Origin of the sequence: Bacillus xiamenensis (assembly GCF_000300535.1) — a bacterium.
In the GTDB taxonomy this organism is placed as follows: Bacteria; Bacillota; Bacilli; order Bacillales; family Bacillaceae; genus Bacillus; species Bacillus xiamenensis.
The window spans coordinates 1-24127 of sequence record NZ_AMSH01000052.1 but is presented as its reverse complement, the minus strand read 5'-3'; the positions used below and the strand labels follow the sequence as shown (position 1 = coordinate 24127).

Below are 24127 nucleotides of genomic sequence, written 5' to 3'. Positions count from 1 at the left end.
ATTTGACATTCGTGAGCACCGGCACGCAGGACTGACAAAGAATGCGAGGGTTTGTCTACACGCTGACAGACTGAACATATCAGTCTGTTTCATTCATCCTTCTACCCAATCAATGCCATGATCCCTTGATATCCAAAATAGGCACCGAAGCCGAGTAAAGATAGACCGGCAAGAACAGATAAGCCATGCAATATCCGTTCATTTAAATACCGTCTAAACGTACTGGCGAGTAGCGCCATACAGAAATCCCATATGAGCATGCCGATAAAAATGGCCAAACTGTACATCAGCATTTGGGATGCTCCATACTTTTCGATCGTATTGGCCAAAATGCTGCCATAGATTCCAAGCCAAAATAAAATACTGAGCGGATTGGAAAGAGAAATGAAAAACCCTGACATGAATGAGTGTCCGATTGATATGTTTCCTCCATCCTTTTTCGGGCTCTCCTGCAAATTGATTTTACGAAGGCTTTCAATACCGGTATAGGTCAGAACGAAAAAGCCGAACAGCCACAAAAAAGTTTTCACAAGAGGTGCGGTCAAAAGCTGGGCGACACCAAAATAAATGAGGAGCATATACACAATATCCGCAGCCATGGCCCCCACACCAAAAATCCACGCGTGCCAAAATCCACTTTTAATCCCTCTGTCAATTTGGGCTGCATTGACTGGCCCAACAGGCGCTGAAAGCGACAACCCTAAAAAGATATATCCAAAAAACACCGTCACAAGACGTCCTCCTTTTGATGCTGACTTGTACATGTTATTCAAACTTTATCTGTTTTAGTACAAGTCCTTTTTATGAAGATAAACTGAAAAAGGGAGGAGCTTCTTACCGATTTGCTTTCAGCGTTGACAGCTGCGCAGGAGCTGTTCCTTTACAGCGTGAACATATCCAGCTGCCCACTCGTCTCGTGAGAAGAGAATCTTCATAAAGAAAAAAGACTGAGAAATCTCTCAGTCTTAGCGTGCACACAAACCCTCGCATTCGCCCGCAATCCTGCGAGCTGGTGCGTAAGAATGGTCAATTTGCTCTGCAAAAGCTTGCTGTCCTTTCTAGACGTCAAGGACTTTCAATCAATCTATGAACCTATACAAATTGAGCAAGAATGAATGTCCATATACATACGATGCCGAGCAAGATGAAGCTGTACTTCACTGTTTTTTTGAAAAGCTCAGATTCTTTCCCTGTTTCTCCAACAGCTGCTGTTGCGATGGCGATAGACTGCGGAGAAATGAGTTTCGCCATGACACCGCCGGTCGTATTCGCCCCAATTAACAAACCTGCCTGAGAACCGATTTGAGAAGCCGTGACCGCTTGAAGGTTACCGAATAAGGCATTGTTACTCACAACAGACCCCGTAATAAACACACCGATCCAACCAAGCATTGGACTGACAAGCGGGAACAAATCGCCTGTTTTGGCAAGCGCGAGACCAATTGCAGAGCTTAGTCCAGCAAAGTTCGCCAAGTTGGCAAACCCCATAATAAAACAAATCGTGAGAACAGGTATCCAAAGCTCCTTCACTGCTGCTTGTAAGCAGGCAGCGCCATCTGTTAATTTGATCTGCCGGCTAAACAATCCTGTCAGCATGACCGCAATGAGAATGGCAGTACCAGTTGCACTGATGACATCAATTTTAAAGATCGCATCAAGCGGTGTGTCTGTTTGGGCAATTGGCGGTAATTTCACAATTTGCTGATGCAGAAACGGCATTTTCACTAAAATGGTTGTCCAATTGAGCGGGCCAGACGCAGCAAACAGCGCTTTAAATGCAGGCAGACTCCATACCGTAATCACAGCCGTTAAGATATAAAACGGAGACCAAGCCTTCAGCACCTCAATGCCGCTATACGTTTGTTTCTGTTCAATGGCTGGTGCTCCTTCTTCACGGTAAATGTGTGTTGGCTGCCATTTTCGGAGAAAGAGAGCCAGCATCCCCATACTTGCTAAAGCTGAAATAATGTTCGCCAGCTCAGGCCCCATCGTCACCATGGTCACAGCCTGCAAAATGGCATAGCTTCCACTCACAACAAGCAAGGCTGGCAGCGTTTCTTTGATCCCTTTAAAGCCGTCTACAATGAAAATGAGTAGAAACGGGATACAGAATGAAATAAACGGAATCGTATATACCAAGGTTTGAGACAAAGCAAGCGGCGGCATATTTCCCATTTGCGCCCCTGTAATCACTGGAATACCCACTGCTCCAAATGCGCCAGACGCAGCATTGGCAATTAAGCAGAGCATAGCGGCTTTCAGTGGTTTAAATCCAAGCTCTGTTAAGAGAGCGGCACTGATCGCAATCGGTACACCAAATCCGGCTGCTCCCTCTAAAAATGCATTAAAACTAAAACCAATTAATAAGAGCTGTAAACGTTGATCTTGAGAGATTCCTGCAATACTAGAACGAATAACATCGAATTTTCCAGATTTCACAGCAATTTTATAGAGCCATACAGCCATGATCACGATATATCCAATCGGCCACAGCCCATTAGATATACCGAGCAGCACAGCAGATAATGCCTTTTCAACCGGCATATGAAAGAAGAATACAGCTGTTACAAAACTGACGATCAAGGTAAAACAAGCGGCCAAAACACCCTTTAACTTAAATACAGTTAATGCAAGTAGGAAAAACAAGATTGGAAGCATCGCCACCAATGCACTCACGAACTCATTACCAAACGGATCATATATTTGCTGCCACATAGTGATTCATCCTTTTCTGCTCAGATAGGTTGCCTTTGATTGATTAAAAATGAGGAGCTAAAATCCCTTTTAACACATTCACACTATGTGCGAATTTTTCTTTTTCTGTGTCATTTAGTGCAAGCTCCATCACTTCTGTTGCACCATTTCGGTTCACAAGGGCAGGTACACCAATGTAGACATCTTCTGCTCCGTATTCTCCATCTAAATAAGTGCTGACAGTCAGAATGCTGTTTTCATTGTGCAAAATGGCTCTTGTAATACGGGCTAAACTCATCGCTACACCGTAATAAGTGGCACCTTTTTTCTCAATGATTTGATAAGCGGCATGACGCACATTTTCCATGATCTCATCTAAATCTTCTTGTTTGTATTGATCATTTTTCTTCATTAATTCTGCGATCGGTACACTTCCGATATTTGCATGGCTCCAAACAGCAAGCTCTGTATCCCCATGCTCTCCAATGATGTACGCGTGTACGTTGTGTGCTGCTGCTTCAAAGTACTCACTTAGCATGTATCTGAATCTTGCGGTATCAAGAGTGGTTCCACTGCCAATGACTCGTTCTTTCGGAAGTCCGCTGAATTTCCAAGTCGCATATGTCAAAATATCAACTGGGTTTGTAGCAACTAAGAAAATGCCATCGAATCCGCTTTTCATTACGTTTTCGACAATGCCTTTAAATATATTTAAATTTTTCTCAACAAGATCAAGTCTCGTTTCACCTGGCTTTTGGTTTGCACCAGCACAGATACATACAATGTCAGCATCCTGACAATCCTCATAATCTCCATACCAAGTATTCACAGGATGCGGGGCAAATGCTTTCCCATGGTTTAAATCCATGACATCACCCATTGCTTTATCTTGATTCAAATCGATGACTACCAATTCATCTGTGATCGCTTGATTTATTAATGTAAAGGCATAACTACTGCCGACAAAACCTGCTCCAATAAGCGCTACTTTGTTTACTTTTTCGTTTGTCATGTCTCCTCATCCTCCTGAGTAAAACTAAGTTGTTTGTTTGTGAATTATTTCACATTTATATTGTGCAATACTTCACAAACTTTTTCAAGGGGGTTTCTTAAATAAATATGTAGCGAATTTGTGAACACTCTTATTGTGGTTTCAAATCGCTGTCTCCATACATTTTTCCATCAGAAAAATGCGATTTTTACCGGCATTGAGATTTTGACTGAAGCTGTATACCAAAACCTTCAGCAGCATTCATCGTAAAATAAAAAAACACCCGTCTTTCCTTCAAGCGGGTGGTCTGCTTTATTTTACGCATTCAAATCTGTCATTGCTGGGACATTGATTTCTTTTACACAGGACACCCTTGATAGATGAATGACACATCTCGCCAGCTCTCCTGGATTGATACAGGTGACGGATATTTTATCTTTCCTCACATGAATGGCAAAATGGCATGGCTCCCTATATCTCCTTTAATTCCGCTGGTAACGCACGCTCCTCTATAAAGCTCTTGATCATGTCCGTAAAAAGTTCCTTCTTTTCAAAAGTAAACGTATGTCCAATGCCCGGCACAATGAACCCTTCTGCCTTTGGGTGTGCATGTGTGATTTTTTTCGCTGACCGTTTCATGATGCCTTTTTCCTTTTCCCCCACTGTGACAAGAATCCGTGCCTTCGCTTGCTGAAATGTGTGTGGGAGCTTGTAATGAAGGTTTTCTTGAAACATGGTAAGCAGGGTTTCCTTCTGCAACTGTTTCGAATCAGCCGTATAGTTACCGAGCGCTTGGCTTGGAATTCCTAACTTTTCAGCTTGCAGCTGGATAAACCATTCTTTTTTTAACAGCGGGTAAGTGAGAGGTAAAATCGGTCTTACCATCCAATAGAGCCATGGCAATGGCCTCACAAGGGCGCTGTTAATGACCGCAATGTCTGCGATGTCTGGCTCTCTCGATAACACATCAACGGCTATCTGCGCACCTAAAGAGAAGCCAATGAGAATGACTATACGACCTTGCGCATGCTGTTCAATCCATGAGATGATTTCACCGGCGCTTTCTCGCATAGAAAACGACTTTTCATTTGCTCTTGTCCCGTGTCCGATGAGATCAGGGGTATAGCAATCATACGCTTCTTTGAACTTTTCAATCTGCTCCTGCCACATCCAGCTGCTCACTCCTCCGCCATGCAGGAAAACCATGATTGGTTTTTTCACCATCGACAATTCGTCCACCATCCTTATGTATATGAAAAAAGCAGCCGCTTTTTGAGCAGACTGCTTTTTCCATATGCTCCCTTCTATTATAAGGGAACTATTACATAATTGGCTATTTTTTCAAATCCTCAATGGAGTTCACGTTTTTCATATAAGTCGGAACAACTAGACCCATTCGCAGACCCTTCATACTTGTACCGAGGTCATCATATTTTCCTTTAAACTTCGCTGCATACGTTTTATGTGTATTTGGAAGCCAAGCAGATAATGATGCATCAGCACTTCCGGTTGCAATTGCTGTCCACATTGGACCCGCTTCAACCTGAGTCAAGGTCACTTTAAAACCAAGATCTCGCAGTACTTCTGCCGCAACATTGGTACTTGCAATCTCACTGTCCCACGCAACGTAGGCAAGATTGATTTTATCACCATTCGATTTTTTCACGCCTTTTGTCCATTTAGCCACTTGATCTTTATGTTTTTTCACATATTTAGCGGCAGCATCTTTCGGTTTGACGCCATCCTGGATATCAAGCATCACTTCGCCCATGTCATCTTGAGACCATTTAAACTGACTGAGCATTTTAGCTGCTTCAGGCTGATCCTTCGCAAATCCTTTACGTGAAATGGTGTGAATTTCTTCTTCATCACCATATGATTTTTTCGGATCATCTAAATATTTTAAATCATAGCGGGTAAACATCCAGTGAGGATTCCAGCCAGTAATGATAATTGGCTTTTTACGGTCGTAGGATTTCTTCAACGTGGCTGTCATGGCTGCACTTGATGCAGACACAACCGTCCAATCCTCTAAGCCGTAATCCATTTTCGCTTGATCGGTTAAGGCCATAATACCTGAACCTGGATCAATCCCGATAATCGTTTTATTGACCTGCTGTGCTGCACTCGCATTTGAATCTGATTGTGCACCACATGCGGCTAGTAAAAAGACGAGCAGGGCGGTCATCCCAATGTAGAGAGACTTTTTCCACATTAAGCATTCCCCCTGGTTTTTTTCGTTTTAATGTTTTGTGTAATACGATCCAGTGTAATCGCAACTATCACAATGGCGATACCAGCTTCAAAACCAATACCTGTTTTCAGCTGCGTTACTGCACTGTATACTTCTGAACCAAGTCCTGGCGCACCTACCATTGCCGCAATGACGACCATGGATAAAGCAAGCATGATACTTTGGTTAATCCCAGCCAGAATCGTTTTTGTTGCAAGCGGAAGCTGAACTTTGAATAAACGCTGGAATGTCGTTGAACCAAACGCTTCTGTTGCTTCAATTAAATCGGCTGGTACTTGTTTAATACCGAGAATGGTCATACGAATCGTTGGCGGCATAGAGAAAATAACCGATGCCACAACCCCAGGAACCACGCCAATGTTAAAGAAGAAGATCGCTGGTAAGAGATAAACGAATGCAGGCATTGTCTGCATTAAGTCTAAGATAGGTGTGACGATTTTACGCACAGTTTCTTGCTGTGAAGCCCAAATACCAATCGGAACCCCGATCACAATCGAAATAATCACGGCTGTCACAACGAGCGCAAGTGTCTGAAGCATTGGCTGCCAGTAGCCTAAATAGTCGATCAGTAAAAATCCAATAAGTGTGAAAAGAGCAACTCCTCTTGTACTGATCCACCAAGCAATCCCGGCAAAGATAAGGGTTAAAATGATAGATGGAATGACACCAAGTGCTGCTACAATTCCATTTACTGTTCCAGCTAATCCATTTGTGATGCCATCAAAGAAACCACCAAAGGTTAATGTTAACCAGTCAACAAATTGATCGATATAATCCGCGAACGGAATTCTAGGTAAATCACTCATACTAAACATCTTATTCTACCTCCTGTGTAGAAGGCTCTTGTGCTTTAATTTCCTCTGGGGCGTCAGACATGTTGATATACTCATCATTTCCTGATAATGCACCAATCAATGCACCTCTGACCACAATACCCTTCATTCTGTTTTTCTCATCAACAACTGCAATTGGAATGTTCGCATCAGACACCGCATCAAAGATCTCTGTTAAATACGTTGTTTCCAATACCGTTGTAAATTCTTTATCAAGAACAGTTTCAAGCGACGCACCCGTTTCTGCCGCTTTTTTCGCTGCTTGTGCAGAAATAACACCTAATAAATGCTTTTTCTTATCTACTGCATAGATAGACGAAATCCCAAGATTCTTCATGAGCGTGAGTGCAACACGTGCCCCTTTGTCAATCTGAATGGTTTCTGCACGTTTCATAATATGACCAGCGGTTAATACTTTAGAAAGGTCAACATCTTCAACGAAACGTTCGACATATTCGTTCGATGGATTCATCAGGATTTCTTCTGGTGTTCCGATTTGAACGATATTCCCGTCTTTCATGAGGACAATGCGGTCGCCAATACGAAGCGCTTCATCTAAATCATGGGTAATGAAAATAATCGTTTTTCCTACAGACGTATGAAGCTCAAGCAATTCATCCTGCATGTCTTTACGAATTAATGGATCTAGTGCGCTGAATGCTTCATCCATTAACAAAATATCAGGGTCATTAGCTAGTGCACGTGCCAATCCAACACGCTGCTGCATACCGCCACTTAATTGATTTGGGTACTGCTCTTCAAAGCCTTCAAGCCCAACAAGCTTTAAAGATTCAAGCGCTTTTGAGCGGCGTTCTTCTTTCTCTACACCTTGCAATTCAAGTCCGTATTCTGTGTTTTCCAGAATTGTACGATGCGGGAACAATGCGAAGTTTTGGAAGACCATGCTGATCTTTTTCCGTCTGACTTCACGCAATTGATCCTTTGACATATTTGTTATCATATCCCCATCAATATAAATTTCGCCGGAGGTTGGTTCGATTAACCTGTTTAGCAGCCGCACAAGTGTGGACTTTCCGCTCCCTGATAGCCCCATGATGACAAATATCTCGCCGTCATACACATCAAAATTTGCTCGATTGACACCAACTGTTGCGCCGGTCTCTTTGAGGATCTCTCTTTTTGTTTTCCCTTTTTCAAGCATTTGAGATGCTTTTTTAGCATTTTTACCGAAAATTTTAGATACATTATTTATCTTGATTTTGATCTTTCTCTCTTCAGAATTCATATTTTCCCTCCAAATTAGCATCTTTATAACCGTAACATACGCGTTATGATGCGAACAATCTTTAGAATTCGCTTATTTCCGCACAATATGTATGAATTCCATATAGAGGTCTGGTGATTAGGGTTTATACACCGTATTACTCTTAAATCCTATAGAATGCTTCATAAACTACATATTTTACGGGGTATTTTCTCTCATCAGACAATATTTTACTGGAATTTCCTCATTGTGCTAAAAAATAAGTCGAATACTCGTGCTGCCAGACTTTTTCAATCATGAGTGAACCATTCTCCTGAACAGGATTTACCCGAAAATGGCCTCATAAAAACCTCTTCTCTCAAATTTTAATCAAATAAACAAAAAAACTGCCTGCAACTTTAGTTACAGACAGCTTGTTTTTTTAGGACTCTAGGGCAGCCCGCTTGATCTGATCTTGAAGCTCAAGCATACGTTTTGTGCCATCTTCACGTAATCGTTTGTTTTCCTCTTCGATCTGCTTCGTCTCTTTCATCCCTTGTACAATCGTATTAAAGGATGATTCAATCGTTTCAATGTCAATGCTTGGACGACCGGATAACTTGGCAATCTCAACACTTTGGCTTGAAATATTTTCAGCATTTCGTTTCAACATTTCATTGGTTCTTCTGTCCAGCTCACTCATTGAATCAGCCACAAGCTTTTGTCTCTTTGCTGTGACAGCTTGAATGATTCCATTTTTGAAAATAGGAATGGTGATGATGAAGGCAGAGTTGATTTTCCCAATTAATTTCGTATTCCCACGCTGCAGCAAACGAATTTGCGGTGCTGTTTGGAGGGCCACCATTCGTGCCATATCAAGGTCATACACACGCTCTTCAAGTGCTTGAATACCATTACGAAGCGTATCCAGCTCCATTTGCGCCAGCTGGTTTCCACCCGCCGCTTTTTCTTCATAAGAAGGAACCAATTGCTTTAATTCTTCGATTTTCATTTGACCTGCTACGACATACTTTTCAAGCTCCAAGTAGTATTGAATGTTATGCTCATACATTTCTTCAAGCGTCACAGTCGATTTGGTCATTTCGTCTTTATATTTATTGATTTCCACATTGATTTTTTCAATTTCTGCACCGAGCGTTTGATATTTACTGAAAATCTTTTCGATCATGCTGCCGCCGCGCTTAAAGATTTTTGATAACAAACCACCCTTTGGCTCGTCAAAATCATTTTTATCAAAGCGATCCATAATTTTTCCAAGCTGCGTGAGCATCGTTCCTGAGTCTGTGACGCTCGTTGAACGCATCATGGACAGAATACGGTCAGAGAACTTAGAGATTTCGACAGCCGGCTGTTTTCCATATTCAAGTAGCTCGAGCTGATTTTTGGCATCAATCTGTCTCGCAATGTTTTGAACTTCTGGATCATTGCGCAGCTGAACGCGGATATCGTCTGCCTTCTCAATCGTGATCTCCTCTTTATCAATTGAAATGATGTCATTACCGTTTGTATTTGTCATAAGCTTTGATCTCCTTATCGGTTTTTAATGGATTGAAATAACTTTCTGACGATGGACGGCTCTTTAAACTCCTGATTCATGACCATGTCGTCGAGCCAATGTGTATCAAATAATTGGTCATCTATATACCGCTCTATACACTGATATCCGGCTGGATGATACACGAAAAGATCCACACCCATTTCATTTAGGAAAATCAGGGCAGCCGCATCAGAACGAGTCAGCTCACCATTATATTCTGTATGGTATAAAATCACTTTCGGTACAGTCTGTGCATAATCAAAGGTTTGAATGAGTTCAATGAGATCGCGGCTGATATGCAGAAGCTGTTTGAATAAATAAAGGCGGACATCCTGATCAGTCTCATTGCCTTCTTTGATTAGTTTCGGATGCTGGCAGATTCGAGCTATCGCCTCAGCTATCGCTCGCTGCGTGCCCTCATATAGATGAGAAAACTGCCATACATTGCTTTTCATTAATAATTCAGGATCAATCTCTCCTGCTGGAGAAAGGGCATGCTGATAATGAAATTGATAATTCGAAGTCACTTCTCTCGTAAAAGGAAAATGGCGGATCGTTTTCGTTTCTTTCCACTCCATTAATGTGTGGATACGGTCCCAATATTCACGCTTGTCTCTCGTGACCCCCATCATTTTGGCAAACAGGTTCGGAATTTGAATCGTATCCCGATCTGCTTTGAAATTTGGGCGGATAAACGACCGTTCCTTTGCAATTAAAAACAGCTCATCATACGTTGTCTTTAGCGTAATGGAATGAGGGGTATGATCTCTGAATTGCCATGGCTTATACAGCATGGAATCTTCTGTGTGAAGCACCTCTTCAAGCTCTCTTGTCGAACGGTACGCCACCGTTGATTTCCTCTCAGGCTTTTCAGTAGGGAACGGCTCAAGCTTTGAAGTTCCTGGATACTGATCAATAAAAGTCAGCTTTTCTTCTGGATCTAATTCTCGAAACGGATCCTTGCCTTCCGGATGAAATAGCACCACATCACAGCCAATCAGCATGACATAGTAAAGAAAATAAAGCTGACTTTTATTCGCCTCTCCATACCAAATGACAGCAGGCATTTTTTCTTCAATATTCACTTCTTTCAGCCATGGCCCTAGATGGTTATTTGAAAACTTCACCACATCTAGTAAAACGCGGCGGAAATCAGGATGCTGAAATCCGCCATCATGCAGCTGCTTGAAATGCTCAAACACCTTGATTAATGAAAGGCGGATATGCCGGTTCATCACAGGATTTGGATGACGTACAATCAGCTGCTCGCCATCTAAAAAAGCCACAAAACGATTCACGGACAATCCCTTTTCTTCCTGATTAATCAAATGAATCCGTTGAAGCGCTTGAAAATGCTCTGGTTCAATATGCCGATTGAGTGTTTCACTTAAAATATGCGTGCCGTCTGTTTCATATAATTCATGTAAGTAAATAAAATAATCGGTTGCATCATGCGGAGTTCCAAGGACCCGGGCGGCTAGACTAGGCAAGGATAAGGTATGCTCGTCCTTGACATAGCCATCTCGTTCAGGGAGCGGCTTTTTCAGCAAGTTTTTCCAGGCTTCCTGATCCGCCCTTGTTTGGGTCACATTGATTTCTTTATAGCTCACGCCGCTCCTTCCTTTCACCTATATTTTTTCCAAAGTTACTACTATCATATCATTCAGCCTTCTACTTCTGCTATCGAATCGAAGGCTTTTTTGCCGCAGTCATCTGCTTTGCGACAGATGCGGCGATTTCATCCGCTGCCGCCATGCCAGATGCTGCCGTCGGTTCAAGTGATCGATCAAAGTCTAAGACTTCCCCATGCCTTGGGGCATAGCCTCTATCAGCCTGACGAATGAGTTCGGCATCTAACAAGGAATCGCCCGCACCATATACGTAGTCAAGGTTCAGCCTTTCCTTTAGAAAGGCAACAGCATCCCACTTATGAAGCGGCTGTGGAATAAAATAAAGCTTCCTGCCCTGAAGTGAAACCTGCCAGCCTCTCTCCTCACCCCACAGCCTTAATTCAGCGAGCGGAATGTGAGTAAGATACTCGTCCTTCATGATCAAATAAAGAAATTTCCCATCAGCTGTCCGAGTACGCTTGACCCAGGCGGCAATTGGCAGTTCAGCTATTTCCCTCAACATATCTCTGACGGGCATACACTCTTTCAATCTCTCATCTACAAGGGTCTGCCATTCCTCCAGCGGCTTGCCGTGATGAAGGATGCAGCCGCCGTTTGTCGTGATGGCATACTCTGGTTTGATCTCTTGTTGAAAGGGAGTGATTCGTTCATATTGCGTGGTCGTTCTTGTCGTCACTGGGATCAGCCATCCTGCTTGATAAATGGCCTGTAAGGATGTTTTCGTTTCAACAGACATATAGGAAAGCGGCCGATCATCCAGCACCTCGATGACATCATATGCTCCCTTGTATGCAAACTGCTCCAGCATTCGATGCGAGTAAATCAGTGTCCGGTCTAAATCGCTGGCAAACGCTATTTTCTTCATGACGATTGCTCCAGCGGGCGAATTAACCCGCAGCACGTGTAGGACATATTTGCATATTCAATGACGGGAACGCCTCTATCCTCTGCCAAAAGCAAAATATGCTTCAGCTTCTCCTGAGACCCTGGCTGAATCAGTATTTTCCATGGGATTCTTCTGAGCAGCACTCGAGTCGTCTCGCCAACACCAGGCTTAATCAAATGCGTATTTTCAATTTGAAATGCTTGACCGATTGTTTCAATGGAAGTCATCCCCCGCCAATCAGCAGGTTCTCCTTGTGCGACGAGGATGTCTGCTTTCTCTTGTACATTTGAATCAAGCCTAGAAAATGCTTCTTCAATTGTATCTACATACAGATTAGACACATCCTCATCCAGCAACTCTTCATAATACTTGGCCCCATGGAAATCATCGGCATTGATCCAGCGGTTGTTTAGTACCGTTCGACTGACTAGTCCAGAGACCGTCGAGTTCAGACAGGCACTTGGAATGAGGAAGTCCTCTCTTGTTCCGTATAGATTTGTACAATAGCCAGGGTCAGCAAGCACAGCCAGCTCACTAGAAAGACGAATCCCATACTTATGTTCAAAATCAAGCACAGCCTTTTGCAGCTCTTTGGAAATAGCGCCTTTCCCGGTCCAGCCATCAATAAAGGCAATCTCAAAGCCTGGATGTTGGTTTAGCATATAATGCACCGCATTCTCATCTATTCCTCGGTCACGAATAATAGAAATACTATAATGAGGCAAATCAAGACCATACGTCTTTCGAATATACCGCTTGATGAGCACCCCGATCGGTGTTCCAGCTCGTGCCAAGCTGCAAAGTACGGTTTGAAAGCCTCGTTTTTTCACAATTTGTTCTGCCACAATCGCTACAGCTTCCGCTACCTTTTGCTTACTTTCTTCAAGAGATTGATAGAATAAGTGCATATAAGATGCCGTAGGCTTGTATTCAATTGGCAGCATTTCTGAGTAATGTGCACCGCTCTGAATAGAGCGCTCCCGCTCTTCTGTACTTTTCTCCATCTCAATCGATGATAAATCCTTGAGTAAGAAGGTTACGTCCTGCTCTGGATAACTTCCCATCTTTGTATACACATTAGCCATTCACCTTCACCTCATCTGATAAAGTCACAATATGCACATGCTTCACATGCCGCTCAGCAAATAAGTGAACAAGCGGCAGCAATGCTTCTTGAGAAACTTTTTTCTCGAAAAAAAGAAAGACATCATCGTATTGATCTTTGGGGATGTTGTACACGTAGTGCTGAATACGGGAATCCTCTGGACTCATGAACGCAAACCCGTTCTGGACAGCGTACCCTTCCTTTTCGACCGGATGAATCGGGCTTCTTGTGGTCGAATGAAACAGAACGCCTTCTCCCATATGGGCTGCCAGTCTCATCGGCACATACATCAGCTCCCCTGTCCCTAAGCAGAGTGTCTGTTTCCCTTTGCGTTCTTGCCGCAGCTTTAGTCCAGCCTCAGCAGCTGCTTGATCAATGGCGACCGTATCCACTGCGCTTAAACCGAAACGACCTGTTTCATGTATATACGGCGAATGGCCAGCCGAATTGACTGCATGGGAAAGTGAATACGGAACGTGTTGAAAGAAAGATTGAAGTGAATGAAAAGAGAGTGCTGGTCTTTTCTCCTGTGCAGTAATCTCATATGAATAAGAAGGCTCATCCAGCGTTTTACCCCGAAAGACCATCTGCCCTTTTAATAGAGACAATGATGTGATCTGAATGCCAAGCTCCTCTTGAAGCTGAAGCATAGCTTCCTCATGCGCAGGTGTTCTCCAGTCTAAAATGGACAGAAGGGTATAAGATTGTCTTGGGTACTTTGCGTGCAGATCCCGAATGATATTCATATTTGTTCGGCCTGTTGTGACCTCATCATCTACTAATACAACGGGACGGTCAGTCAGGAGCAGGGCTTCGTCAGCATAACAAAGCTGATCCGTCGCATGAGAATGCTCTTCTTCAAATACCAATACAGGATCAAGATCTAGCAGCTGTTCACGTGTCGTATGAATGTAAGATGCTCCATCTATCACGTCATAGACACCATGACCAAGTGCTGTTGCCGTTTCAGCAAAACCGATCACAATAGGCTGTTTGCCCGTCATGAGCTTCTCTTTTTTAAGAGCAGTATATGCTTCGGTTAACATGGCATGGTCTTCCGTCTTTAGTGCCTTTACTAGATGGTCTTGATGCGGGGGCGTCTGGCCCGTTTGCTCTTTGGCATAAACCATTGCCAAAAGACCTGAGACAAGAAGTGGTTTCAGCGGGTGAACAGGCAGATGTTTACCAAGCACCTTACTAACAAATAAAAAGGCTCTCTTTTTGTTCACCCTTGCCGCCATCTCAAACAGATGCTCTTTTTCAAGCTGAAGAGCCCCCTCTTTGAGATCAAGCTCCACCTTCATATGTGCCAAGATGTTCAGTGTATGCCGCTTCTGATTCTGTAAGTATGTCGATATAGCTTCTATTTTCATGAAACACCCCGTAAATGTCTGACTTCATTAAAATGTGCTCGGCCCACCGATAATGTGGCTTCGTTTCATTCATCTTATTAGAGAATGCACTCTTCATCACTCCAACTGTGCCATCGGCATGCTCCAAAATGCTTAATGCGTCCATGTACTCTTCCTTTGTCACAACATACATGCTTTGAACTGGTTTGAGATGTGTTGGATGGATCACTGTCTTTCCATGAATGCCGTTTGCCACATCCAGCCTTGTCTCTTTGAGCAGGCCTTGCATGTGATCAGGCTCAGATGAAAAAGGCTCGCCGCCCTTAGAGAGAGCACGAATGAATGGTTTTGGTTCTTTTCGTGCGGGTCCAAAATGCTCCCATACAGCACCAGATATCACAAAAGAACGGCCAAAATAATTGATGATATCTGTGATCAACTCAGCAATGAGCCTGATTTCATAAATGGTGGTCTCGCGATCACGGCGAATGCCGTACAATCCACACAGATCCGTTGCCCCAATGCGAATATTCAACATATATTCCTCATCATTCAGCATGATCTGCTTTAAATCAGACAACACCTGATATCTCGTTTCTTTTTCTAATAAATCTGGTGTTTCCAAAATAGGCATTCCATAGAGTTTTGTCTTCGTTTGTGCTGAAGCCTGTTTCAAGCTGTCCACATATTCCTTTGCATTGTGAACAGAACACTTCGGAAACACAAAACCAGTCAGTAAATGAAGGGAGGACCCAAGCAAGTTTGCCATATTGAGCAGCTGCTTTGGCGAACGAACCCGAATGAATAAAAGCGGCAAATGGTCAGCCGTTTCTGGTGAATGAGTGAGTTTCTCTGAAAGGAAGGTCAGTTGTGCCACTAGATTCTGTTCAGCCATGTCCACTTCTTGATCACCAATGGCATCCTCCAAACAAAACACAACAGAGCAAAGCGCTTCATATTTCTGCGAAAGCAGCATATCTGCTATATCCTGTCTGGTCGCAGGCATATATAAAGTAGCACCTAATGCATGCGCAAGTACATGCCTTGGCGACAATGAATGAATCGCCGCCGGCCGCTTAAAAAATATATCGTGCTGCCTCGCCTCTGATAAAAAACGAAAATATCGCATGCAGTGCCACCTCCTGTTGTTAGAGAGAAAATCGAACAAATGACTTGATGATTCAAAAAAGGATGGAGCCGTTAGTCAACTCCATTCCTTTTCAATCGTCCTATTCTTCTTTTGAAGCCGCAGCTTCGTTTGTCACAACTTGATGTTTCTTCTTATTGATTTTATGAACAATAAACGTTCCGATAAATGCTAAAATAATAATCGCAAAGAAGACGAGATGCGGGATTTCAATATGAGCAGCACTTAAGCCCATTTTCACAGCAATGATCCCTATGAGAATAAATGCCGTATTCTCAAGCTCTGGTATACGGTCAATAAGCACAAGGAATAACTGTGCCACTGTACGCATCATGAGAATCCCCAGCATTCCGCCTAATAGAAGAATCCATACTTCCTCAGATACAGCGAATGCGGCAAGAATACTGTCCACCGAGAAGGCAAGGTCCATAATTTCTACAGAAATAACGGTTGCCCAGAAGACGCCAAATACACGAATCATCCAGCCTTCTTTTTTCAATTCCTTCGCTTCGTCATCTCCGTCACCTAACCAGAAGTGCTTAATGACAAGCCAAGCTAAGTATGCAGCACCTAGAACCTTAATCCACAAGAACTTAATAAGAAGCATTCCTACGCCAATGAATAGAAAACGGAAGAAATAAGCGCCAATTAATCCGTAGGTTAATGCCTTTTTACGCTGCTTTTCAGGTAAGTGTTTCACCATGACAGCTAATACAAGTGCGTTGTCCGCTGACAACAATCCTTCAAGCACAACAAGGGTTCCAATGAGCCCCCAAGAGACAGGGTCTGTTAATACCTCTGCCCACATTTGCCAATCAAAAAACGAGGCATACGTGTCCAACATATGTTTCAAAATGTCCAACTGGTTTTCCTCCTATAAGTGTAGAAGCATCAGCAGGCTTTCGCCTGCTGTTATTCTTGATCGCTGTTTCTTTCTCACTTTGGAAAAGGCCCTCATATGAGTCATTGGCAGCGCCTCTTGAATTGATTTGTTTCTCCTATTTACACTTCTAATCCATAATTTTGACAAAGAGCTGCAAGTCCGCCAGAGAATCCGCTTCCGATTGCGTTAAACTTCCAATCGCTACCGTGTCGGTACAATTCACATACCACGACAGCTGTTTCAATTGAGAAGTCCTCCCCTAAATCAAAGCGAATCAATTCTTCCCCGCCCTCTTCATTTACAACACGAACAAATGCATTAGAGACTTGTCCAAAATTCTGGTTGCGCGTCTCTGCATCGTGGATCGTCACTGTAATTCCGATACGATCAATGTTAGCAGGAATTTTTGAGAAATCAACGAGAATTTGCTCGTCATCTCCATCTCCTTCACCCGTACGGTTATCACCTGTATGAGTCACACTACCGCTAGGATGCTGCAGATTATTATAGAATACAAAGTCTGTATCTTGCTGACAACGATTGTTTGCATCCACTAAGAAAGCTGAAGCGTCCAAATCAAATTCGGCTCCGCCAGAATATTTATTCGTATCCCAGCCAAGTCCGATCATCACCTTTGTCAGTCCTGGGTTGGTTTTCGTTAAATCGACACGTTGTCCTTTTGAAAGTTGAATCGCCATATCGTATCTCTCCTGTCTTTAAACATATGAAAACGGGTCATTACCCGATATCTAAGCCGAAGTCCGTTGCAATACGGGCAAGTCCGCCTTGATAGCCTGATCCTACAGCCGAGAATTTCCACTCTCCGCCATGACGGTATAATTCACCTACAATAATCGCTGTTTCAATCGAAAAGTCTTCTGCCAAATCATATCGAATGAGCTCTTCATTTGATGCCGCATTTAAAATACGTACGTAAGCGTTAGAGACTTGTCCAAAATTTTGACTGCGCGCTTCTGCATCATGAATCGTAATGACAAATGAAATCTTCTCAACACTCGCTGGTACAGTTGAAAGGTCGACATTGACCTGCTCGTCATCTCCGTCTCCTTCACCCGTGCGGTTGTCGCCTGTATGTACGACACTGCCGCCTCCGCCAGTTGTTTGATTGTAAAAGACAAAGTCAGATGGAGAGTTTGCTTTACCTGCCGCATCTAAAAGGAATACACTTGCGTCTAGATCAAAGTCATGTCCGCCGTCATACTTGTTCACGTCCCAGCCAAGTCCTACCACCACTTTTGTTAAGCCTGGATTCGTTTTTGTTAAATCAATTTTTTGACCTTTCGCTAAAGAAATTCCCATCAGGAACCTCTCCCTTCTAAGTTAAATGTAGTTTCTCGTAATATCGGCTAGCTTTACATCATTTGTACCATTTCCTACAGCCGCAAACTTCCACTCATTCTCGTGACGATAAAGCTCTCCAACGATTAATGATGTTTTACCTGCATACTCATCTTTTAAATTATATTTCACTAATTCTTGATTATTTGATCGATCAACGATGCGGATGTAAGCATTTTGAATCATACCAAAGTGCTGGTTTCTTCTAAGAGCATCATAGATGTTCACGACGAACACCAATTTATTCACATTACCTGGCACTTTGCTTAAGTTCACGAGGACTTGTTCATCATCTCCGTCTCCTTCGCCTGTCAGGTTGTCACCAGTATGCTCAACACTGCCGCATTTGCTTTTCAAGTTGCCAAAATAAATTAAATCTTTATTTTCAGTAAATTTATCATTTTTCAGCATCAGCACTGAAGCGTCACAATCAATATCAGCGCCGCCTCCGCCGCCAAACAGTTTTCCTAAAAAACCGCCGCCTTGTGATACAGGGTCCCAGCCAAGTCCAACTAGAATATTGGTTAGTCCTGCTTTTCCTTTTGTTAAATCAATACGTTGACCTTTTTCTAATGTAATCGCCAAATCAATCACTCCTCCAGCATAATAAAAATCTATTTATTAAGCGATGGACCCTGTTAAATCATCATACATGAAAATTCGACAAAATTCATGAAATGACATGGGAGCCTCTTACTCTTTTTTCTATTTACTAGTATATACGATCTATGTTCACCATAGGTTTCAATAACGTCATATTTTTTTAAAAAGAAAGAACCTGATGAAAAATGCTTTATGTCGTAAATCACGTGTTTCATGTGAAACAATGTCGAATGTTCCCGATTAACAGCTCTACTAATGAAAAGAGTGTTGACACAGCTTCATATGTTGATATAGAAAATTCAGGTATATGTAAAAGAAGGATCACCCTTTCGTTTCCTTCCATACATGTATTTCTTTATACTTGTGAATAGAGATTCCACGTATTGATGAAAGGATGTTGATGATGCCATCACTTCATATATTAGATCAAGTCGCCATTCCTAAAGGGCAGACAGCACATGAGACATTGGTCCAGACGACGAAGCTCGCTCAGCTTGCGGAAACACTTGGGTATGAGCGGTATTGGTTCGCTGAACACCACAGCACAAGAGGGCTCGCTAGTACGGCGCCTGAAATATTAATGGCTCATATTGCGGCACATACATCGACCTTGCGGACAGGCTCTGGCGGCATTTTACTCCCGCAGTACAGCCCTTTTAAAGTGGCAGAGGTTGCGCGGCAGCTTGAAGCCCTTTACCCTGGACGGATTGAGATCGGTGTTGGTAAATCTCCAGGCGGAATTGAAAGGACGAGACTGGCATTGACGGACGGCATGAAGAAGGATCTGTCTCAGTTTGACCGCCAGCTGAAAGATCTTCTTTTTTACTTATCTGACAGCCTGCCTTCTGGTCATCCGCATGCGGGAGTGAAAGCTGCCCCGCTCGTTCCCTCTCCTCCGCCGGTTTGGCTGCTTGGACTAGGAGAAAATAGTGCCATGCAGGCGGCATCCCTTGGAATCAACTATATTTTCGGCCATTTTATTCACCCTGCACGCGGCAAAAAGGCTTTTGAGACGTACCAGTCACACTTTTCTCCATCTGCTTTCTCTCGTCAGCCACAATCTATGTTTGCTGTCTTTGTTATCTGCGATGAAACAGATGAGGAAGCGAGCCGCATCGCCAGCAGTACAGATTTATGGCTGCTTCGTGTTGAAAAAGGACTCGACAGCCGCGTTCCTTCTATAGAAGAAGCAGCGGCATATCACTATACTGAACAGGAAAAGAAAAAAGTGTTACACAATCGTAAGCGAATGGTTGTGGGCTCGAAGCAAACAGTGAAAGAGCAGCTCCAAATGTTAATGGATCGCTATCAAACGGAGGATATCATGATTCTGAACAATTCCTTTGATCCATTAGAAAAACAGCGCTCCTTCGAACGAATCGCAGAACTATTTTGAAGCCAATCATCACATGGCTTCTTTTTTACATTGTCACAAAAAATGGGAAATGTAACATGGAGATGTCAAAATCTTACCTTTTGTCATCTGGTCGCAATTGTGTCGTCTAATCGTTAGCGAACTGTAAACGCATTGAAGGTGTACCTTCTATATAGTGGAGGTACATATAAAATGAACGGTTTACAATGCTGAAAAAAAGGAGATGATAGGCGATGAAAAAGAGACTCGACTGGGTAGATGCAGCTAAAGGAATCGGTATTCTGCTCGTCGTCATGGCACACGTACCCATTCCTGATTCAATAAAGCAATTCATTTACTCTTTTCATATGCCGCTTTTCTTTTTACTATCAGGTATGATGTTTCGATCATCCTCAATTCCTGCTATGTCATTTATTCAGAAAAAAGCCAAAAGCTTGCTCTTACCTTATCTTTATTTCTCCATCATTACGTATGTTTTCTGGTTCTCTGTTACCCGCTTTTTCGCTTTTAAGGGGCAGACGGATATTGATCCCTTTGTTCCATTTACAGGTATTTTTATATCCAATGCAGATGAAGCAAGGCTGACGCACAACCCAGCCATCTGGTTTTTAACGACGCTCTTTTTAGTGGACATCTTATTTTTCTTTATGCATCGTCTCTCAAAAGGAAAACCAGCTGTATTGAGTTTACTGACGCTCCTTTGCGGAGGAGCTGGATATGCCTCTACTTTCTTGTTAGACCACAGTCTCCCTTGGAATGCCAATGTCGCCTTAACGGCTGTTGTGTTTTATGCAATTGGATTTTTAGCCAAGCAATGGTTTGTGGAATTAAAAACAGATCCAACCCTCCTTCTATGTACAGGGTTGCTTGTGCTAACGGCTTACATGCAAAGCTTTAATTCACGGATTGATATGCGTGTCAACGACTATGGCGATCTATTTATTTTCTATGTATGTGCACTGCTTGGTTCAGCTGCCGTTATTTATTTAAGCTTCAAATTGAAAACGTCCACTATTTTGACGTATCTCGGACGTCATTCCATTGTCATTCTCGTTTTGCAATTTGCCATCATCGATATCATGAAAGCATTTGTTTATTATGGACTCGGCATCAATATTTCTGATACAGCCCACCTGTCTTGGACGCTCTTTTATACGCTCGGTACATTGCTGCTCATGGTGCCATGCATCTCCTTCTTGAGCAAGTATCCTATGCTGCTCGGCAAACCAGCCAAATCCGCACACCGCTACGAACAAAAACCATCCGCCGGCTAATAGGGCGGATGGTTTTTTCTATTCATCATTGATTTGAGAAGGATAAAGCGTCATACCTCCATCAACAAATAATGTGGTACCTGTCATATAGGCAGCTTCTTTAGATACAAGAAATGCAGCGGCAGACCCAATCTCTTTCGGATCACCAAAGGCTCTCATCGGAATTTTCTTAAGCTGTTTTTCCTTTTTCTGTTCATCTTGAAGATCGTCATTCGATTCGGTTGACATGGTGCCTGGTGCAATCGCATTGACCCGAATACCCGCTTCGGCATAATCAAGAGCCAGCGTCTTCGTCATCATATTCATTCCGCCTTTGGAAGTGGAATAATGAACATTGAACGGACGCGGAATTTCCTGATGGACACTGGATATATTTAAGACAGATCCTTTTACATCATGCTCCATCATATAGGCAATGGCCGCCTTTGCTCCTAAAAATGCGCCTGTGATATTCACATCAATGACTTTTTGCCATTGTTCCAGCGTCATTTCATGCGGCATCGCTTCTTCCCCGTTAAAGCCTGAATTATTGACAAACACATCCAATGCGTCGAAATGCTCCAGTGCTGCATCCATTAATGCCTGAATTCCCTCCTCTTTGGAGACATCTGCGTGTACTTTCACCGCTTGACCTCCATGCCGCTGAATGGCTTGTACCGTTTCTTCAGCACCCTGTTCATCGCCTTTATAGTTCACAACCACGTTCATTTGCTCTTGTCCAAAACGCAAGGCGATCGCTTGTCCAATTCCTTTAGACGAACCTGTCACAATGGCTGTTTTTCCTTTTAAATCTTGATACATCTTCATTTCCTCCAATCACGTGCTGCATCTTGTTGATACACAATGGTTACCCATTTTGAAAAAAAGAAAAACACAATCCTCTTGTTTCAAAAGGATTGTGCTGTTCATCAAGCTAAAAGGTGTTATACACATTTTCACACGTTTCGGCGGTGGGCTGATAAAAACAATGTGACTTATACCTTGCCACAAACGGCTGATTGTACCAAGTCGCTGGACAATTTCCAGGCGGCTTGAAATACCAAAGGCTGAATTTCGCAGGCCAAAATCGTTCCCCGTTAATGTTCCTTCGTGCAAGTACCTTTTCACTTTCTCGTGCTCGTTGATAAAAATAGCCATGCGTGACCGCCTCAAACGCATGCTCCTGATAAATCATTTGTGGAATCGTACGCAGCCCTTTAAAGTCAGAGCAGTTGGCACGCAAACGATTGATGCCTACATTCCCTACAAGCAGCATCCCTTGCTTTCCTTCACCTTCTGCTTCCGCTCTCAACAATCTGGCCATTAAATCAATATCAGAGCTTGTCGCTCTTACCACTGCCATACATCCACCTCCATTTCATTTCTCTTTTATTTTATGTAGCGTTTGTGTGTAGATGACTGCCATTTTGACATGAAAACGCACGTTTAGTGCCGGCAGCCTATCTAAATAACTCAAGATTTCGCTGGACATGTGTCTCTCTGTCAACAACACACAAACCAAGTAACCATACACATAACAGGAAAAAATATTCATTACTATATACTCATTTACAAGTCATAAAAATCCTTCTAATTCCTACACCTTCTTCAAAAACAGTCATTTGAACCTATTCAATAATCCGACTCAAAACCTTAAAATATAAAATATTGAGTTTTTACAGGAGATTTCAAACAATAAAATACAAGTTTCTCCTATCAACTTAGTGTCATTTTTACTATTTGAAGCCGGTCAATCTTTGAAACGCACTGAAGTATTGACAGTACTTTCGCTTCATTCTACAGTAAAAAACATACAATATTTTTCTTTTTGTGCAAAAAGAACGATATGATCTAAAGATTTCCAATGAAATGCACCATAAAACCCGAGGAGGAAAACATCTCATGTTTAAAAAGAAATTATCCCTGTTTCTTCTGATTTTGTGTGTAACGGTTGTCGCTGCTGCTTGTAGTGGTGGAAAAGACAAAACAGCTGCGAAAGAAAGCGATACAAAAAAATCTCTTGATGCAGCAGAAGTAAAAGTAGAAAGTGCTGAGTACACATTACCACCTCAATACGATACATCTGTACAGGATGATCAGTATGTCCTAAAAGTAAACGTATCTGTGAAAAACATCAGCAAAGAACCTCTTAATGTAGATAAAAGCAACTTTACACTTTACCAAGATGACGCTCAGGTGTCTACGATTTCTCCAGATGACTACAACGAAGTATTATCTTCAAGTTCTCTAAATGCAGACAAAGTATTAAAAGGCGGTCTTTTCTATGTGGTTGATAAAGACAAAGACTATCAACTTGTCTACACAGAGCCTGGTACTGGATCGGAAAAAGATGACAAAACACTAGAATTCGATATTAAAGGAAAAGACTTGATGAAAAAGGCAGAAACACTTCAAGCGTCTGCAAAAGCCCTTTCTTCTTATATTGATGTCATGATTTTTGGTAAGAAAAACGACGATTTCGAAAAACTAACTGGTGATAACAAATCAACTGTAGTGAACGAATTTGATAAATCATTCAAACAAGGCTATATTTCGTCTTCTGGTATTTCATCTAGCTCAGCGAAAGACGAAAACCTTGATAAGCTTCTAAAAGCTGTGAAAGAAACATTAGCTGAAAAATCAAAAGTTTCAACAAAAACGAAATCAATCAGCGGTGATAAAGCGGTCGTAACAGTCACTCTGACTCCAATTGATGCAAGCCCGCTTGTCGATCGTTTAAAAGAAAAAGCAACTGAATTCTACAGCAAAAACCGTACAGCCTCTTATGATGATGCACAGAAATATTTACTTTCTATCTATCCAGATGAATTTAAAAAATTAGGACCATCATCTTCTGAAGAAACAGTAGAAGTGAACATGAAGAAAAACGATATCGACCAATGGAAGCTTGATTTGAACGATTACAAAACAAGCTCATTGGTTGAAAAGTTCATCAAGAACTAAAGAAAAACGGGACTGACCCCATAAAGTGAGACAAA

Annotated in this window: 22 protein-coding genes and 1 pseudogene; 3 read left to right on the top strand and 20 right to left on the bottom strand. The window is 42.5% G+C overall.

Going from position 1 to position 24127, the window contains the following annotated elements; genetic code table 11:
- Positions 1–101: 101 nt before the first annotated feature.
- The 18 genes and pseudogenes from BA1_RS14405 to BA1_RS14325 all read right to left on the bottom strand — a co-directional run bounded on the left by BA1_RS14405 (position 102) and on the right by BA1_RS14325 (position 18482).
- Entirely contained in the window at positions 102–731 is a 630-nt protein-coding gene (locus BA1_RS14405; protein WP_008360353.1) for a LysE family translocator, read from the bottom strand.
- Between the two features lie 361 nt (positions 732–1092).
- Complete coding sequence (locus BA1_RS14400; protein WP_008360352.1) at positions 1093–2715, bottom strand: L-lactate permease; 1623 nt, start codon at positions 2713–2715, stop codon at positions 1093–1095.
- Positions 2716–2758: 43 nt separating this feature from the next.
- Positions 2759–3706, bottom strand: a complete 948-nt coding sequence (locus BA1_RS14395; protein ID WP_008360351.1) for an L-lactate dehydrogenase — start codon at positions 3704–3706, stop codon at positions 2759–2761.
- A gap of 296 nt (positions 3707–4002) precedes the next feature.
- Positions 4003–4134: pseudogene (locus BA1_RS19555) on the bottom strand (short-chain dehydrogenase); the annotation flags it as partial.
- A gap of 22 nt (positions 4135–4156) precedes the next feature.
- On the bottom strand, positions 4157–4909 hold the full coding sequence (locus BA1_RS14390; protein WP_237739230.1) for an alpha/beta fold hydrolase: 753 nt from the start codon (positions 4907–4909) through the stop codon (positions 4157–4159).
- Between the two features lie 109 nt (positions 4910–5018).
- Positions 5019–5900 (bottom strand): glycine betaine ABC transporter substrate-binding protein, encoded by an 882-nt coding sequence (locus BA1_RS14385; RefSeq protein ID WP_008360349.1) that lies wholly within the window; start codon positions 5898–5900, stop codon positions 5019–5021.
- Complete coding sequence (gene opuAB, locus BA1_RS14380) at positions 5900–6745, bottom strand: glycine/proline betaine ABC transporter permease subunit OpuAB (protein ID WP_008360348.1); 846 nt, start codon at positions 6743–6745, stop codon at positions 5900–5902. Before opuAB ends, BA1_RS14385 begins: the two co-directional genes overlap by 1 nt.
- A 10-nt stretch (positions 6746–6755) precedes the next feature.
- A complete protein-coding gene (opuAA, locus tag BA1_RS14375; RefSeq protein WP_008360347.1) occupies positions 6756–8018 on the bottom strand; it encodes a glycine/proline betaine ABC transporter ATP-binding protein OpuAA in 1263 nt (420 codons plus the stop codon).
- Positions 8019–8418: 400 nt separating this feature from the next.
- Positions 8419–9513 (bottom strand): toxic anion resistance protein, encoded by a 1095-nt coding sequence (locus BA1_RS14370; RefSeq protein ID WP_008360346.1) that lies wholly within the window; start codon positions 9511–9513, stop codon positions 8419–8421.
- A 14-nt stretch (positions 9514–9527) separates the two neighbouring features.
- Entirely contained in the window at positions 9528–11144 is a 1617-nt protein-coding gene (locus BA1_RS14365; RefSeq protein WP_008360345.1) for a YceG family protein, read from the bottom strand.
- 70 nt (positions 11145–11214) lie between these two features.
- Positions 11215–12030, bottom strand: a complete 816-nt coding sequence (locus tag BA1_RS14360; protein WP_008360344.1) for an HAD family hydrolase — start codon at positions 12028–12030, stop codon at positions 11215–11217.
- Positions 12027–13136 carry a cysteine protease StiP family protein gene (locus BA1_RS14355; protein ID WP_008360343.1) on the bottom strand — a complete coding sequence of 370 codons (1110 nt, stop codon included), beginning with the start codon at positions 13134–13136 and terminating at the stop codon, positions 12027–12029. The genes BA1_RS14360 and BA1_RS14355 overlap by 4 nt, the downstream gene beginning before the upstream one ends.
- Complete coding sequence (locus BA1_RS14350) at positions 13129–14460, bottom strand: phosphoribosyltransferase family protein (RefSeq protein ID WP_034739583.1); 1332 nt, start codon at positions 14458–14460, stop codon at positions 13129–13131. Before BA1_RS14350 ends, BA1_RS14355 begins: the two co-directional genes overlap by 8 nt.
- The gene (locus BA1_RS14345; RefSeq protein ID WP_008360341.1) at positions 14444–15637 is read right to left on the bottom strand and encodes an HpcH/HpaI aldolase/citrate lyase family protein; all 1194 of its coding nucleotides are present in this window, start codon (positions 15635–15637) and stop codon (positions 14444–14446) included. The genes BA1_RS14350 and BA1_RS14345 overlap by 17 nt, the downstream gene beginning before the upstream one ends.
- A gap of 100 nt (positions 15638–15737) precedes the next feature.
- Positions 15738–16517: a TerC family protein gene (locus BA1_RS14340; RefSeq protein WP_008360340.1), complete on the bottom strand. Its 780-nt coding sequence runs from the start codon at positions 16515–16517 to the stop codon at positions 15738–15740.
- 140 nt (positions 16518–16657) lie between these two features.
- A complete protein-coding gene (locus BA1_RS14335) occupies positions 16658–17236 on the bottom strand; it encodes a TerD family protein (protein ID WP_008360339.1) in 579 nt (192 codons plus the stop codon).
- Positions 17237–17276: 40 nt separating this feature from the next.
- Positions 17277–17858, bottom strand: coding sequence for a TerD family protein (locus BA1_RS14330; protein WP_008360338.1), 582 nt, complete (start codon positions 17856–17858; stop codon positions 17277–17279).
- Between the two features lie 21 nt (positions 17859–17879).
- Positions 17880–18482: a TerD family protein gene (locus BA1_RS14325; protein ID WP_008360337.1), complete on the bottom strand. Its 603-nt coding sequence runs from the start codon at positions 18480–18482 to the stop codon at positions 17880–17882.
- A 421-nt stretch (positions 18483–18903) separates the two neighbouring features.
- Between BA1_RS14325 and BA1_RS14320 the strand changes: the two genes are divergently transcribed.
- Positions 18904–19896, top strand: a complete 993-nt coding sequence (locus tag BA1_RS14320; RefSeq protein WP_008360336.1) for an LLM class flavin-dependent oxidoreductase — start codon at positions 18904–18906, stop codon at positions 19894–19896.
- Positions 19897–20108: 212 nt separating this feature from the next.
- A complete protein-coding gene (locus tag BA1_RS14315) occupies positions 20109–21149 on the top strand; it encodes an acyltransferase family protein (RefSeq protein ID WP_008360335.1) in 1041 nt (346 codons plus the stop codon).
- A gap of 18 nt (positions 21150–21167) precedes the next feature.
- Here the strand turns inward: BA1_RS14315 and BA1_RS14310 are convergent, their stop codons facing one another.
- On the bottom strand, positions 21168–21950 hold the full coding sequence (locus BA1_RS14310; protein ID WP_008360334.1) for a glucose 1-dehydrogenase: 783 nt from the start codon (positions 21948–21950) through the stop codon (positions 21168–21170).
- Between the two features lie 112 nt (positions 21951–22062).
- Complete coding sequence (locus tag BA1_RS14305) at positions 22063–22491, bottom strand: cell wall hydrolase (RefSeq protein WP_008360333.1); 429 nt, start codon at positions 22489–22491, stop codon at positions 22063–22065.
- A 539-nt stretch (positions 22492–23030) separates the two neighbouring features.
- On the opposite strand from BA1_RS14305, the gene BA1_RS14300 reads away from it, so the two are divergent.
- Positions 23031–24092: a DUF4352 domain-containing protein gene (locus BA1_RS14300; RefSeq protein ID WP_008360332.1), complete on the top strand. Its 1062-nt coding sequence runs from the start codon at positions 23031–23033 to the stop codon at positions 24090–24092.
- The last annotated feature ends 35 nt before the right edge of the window (positions 24093–24127 follow it).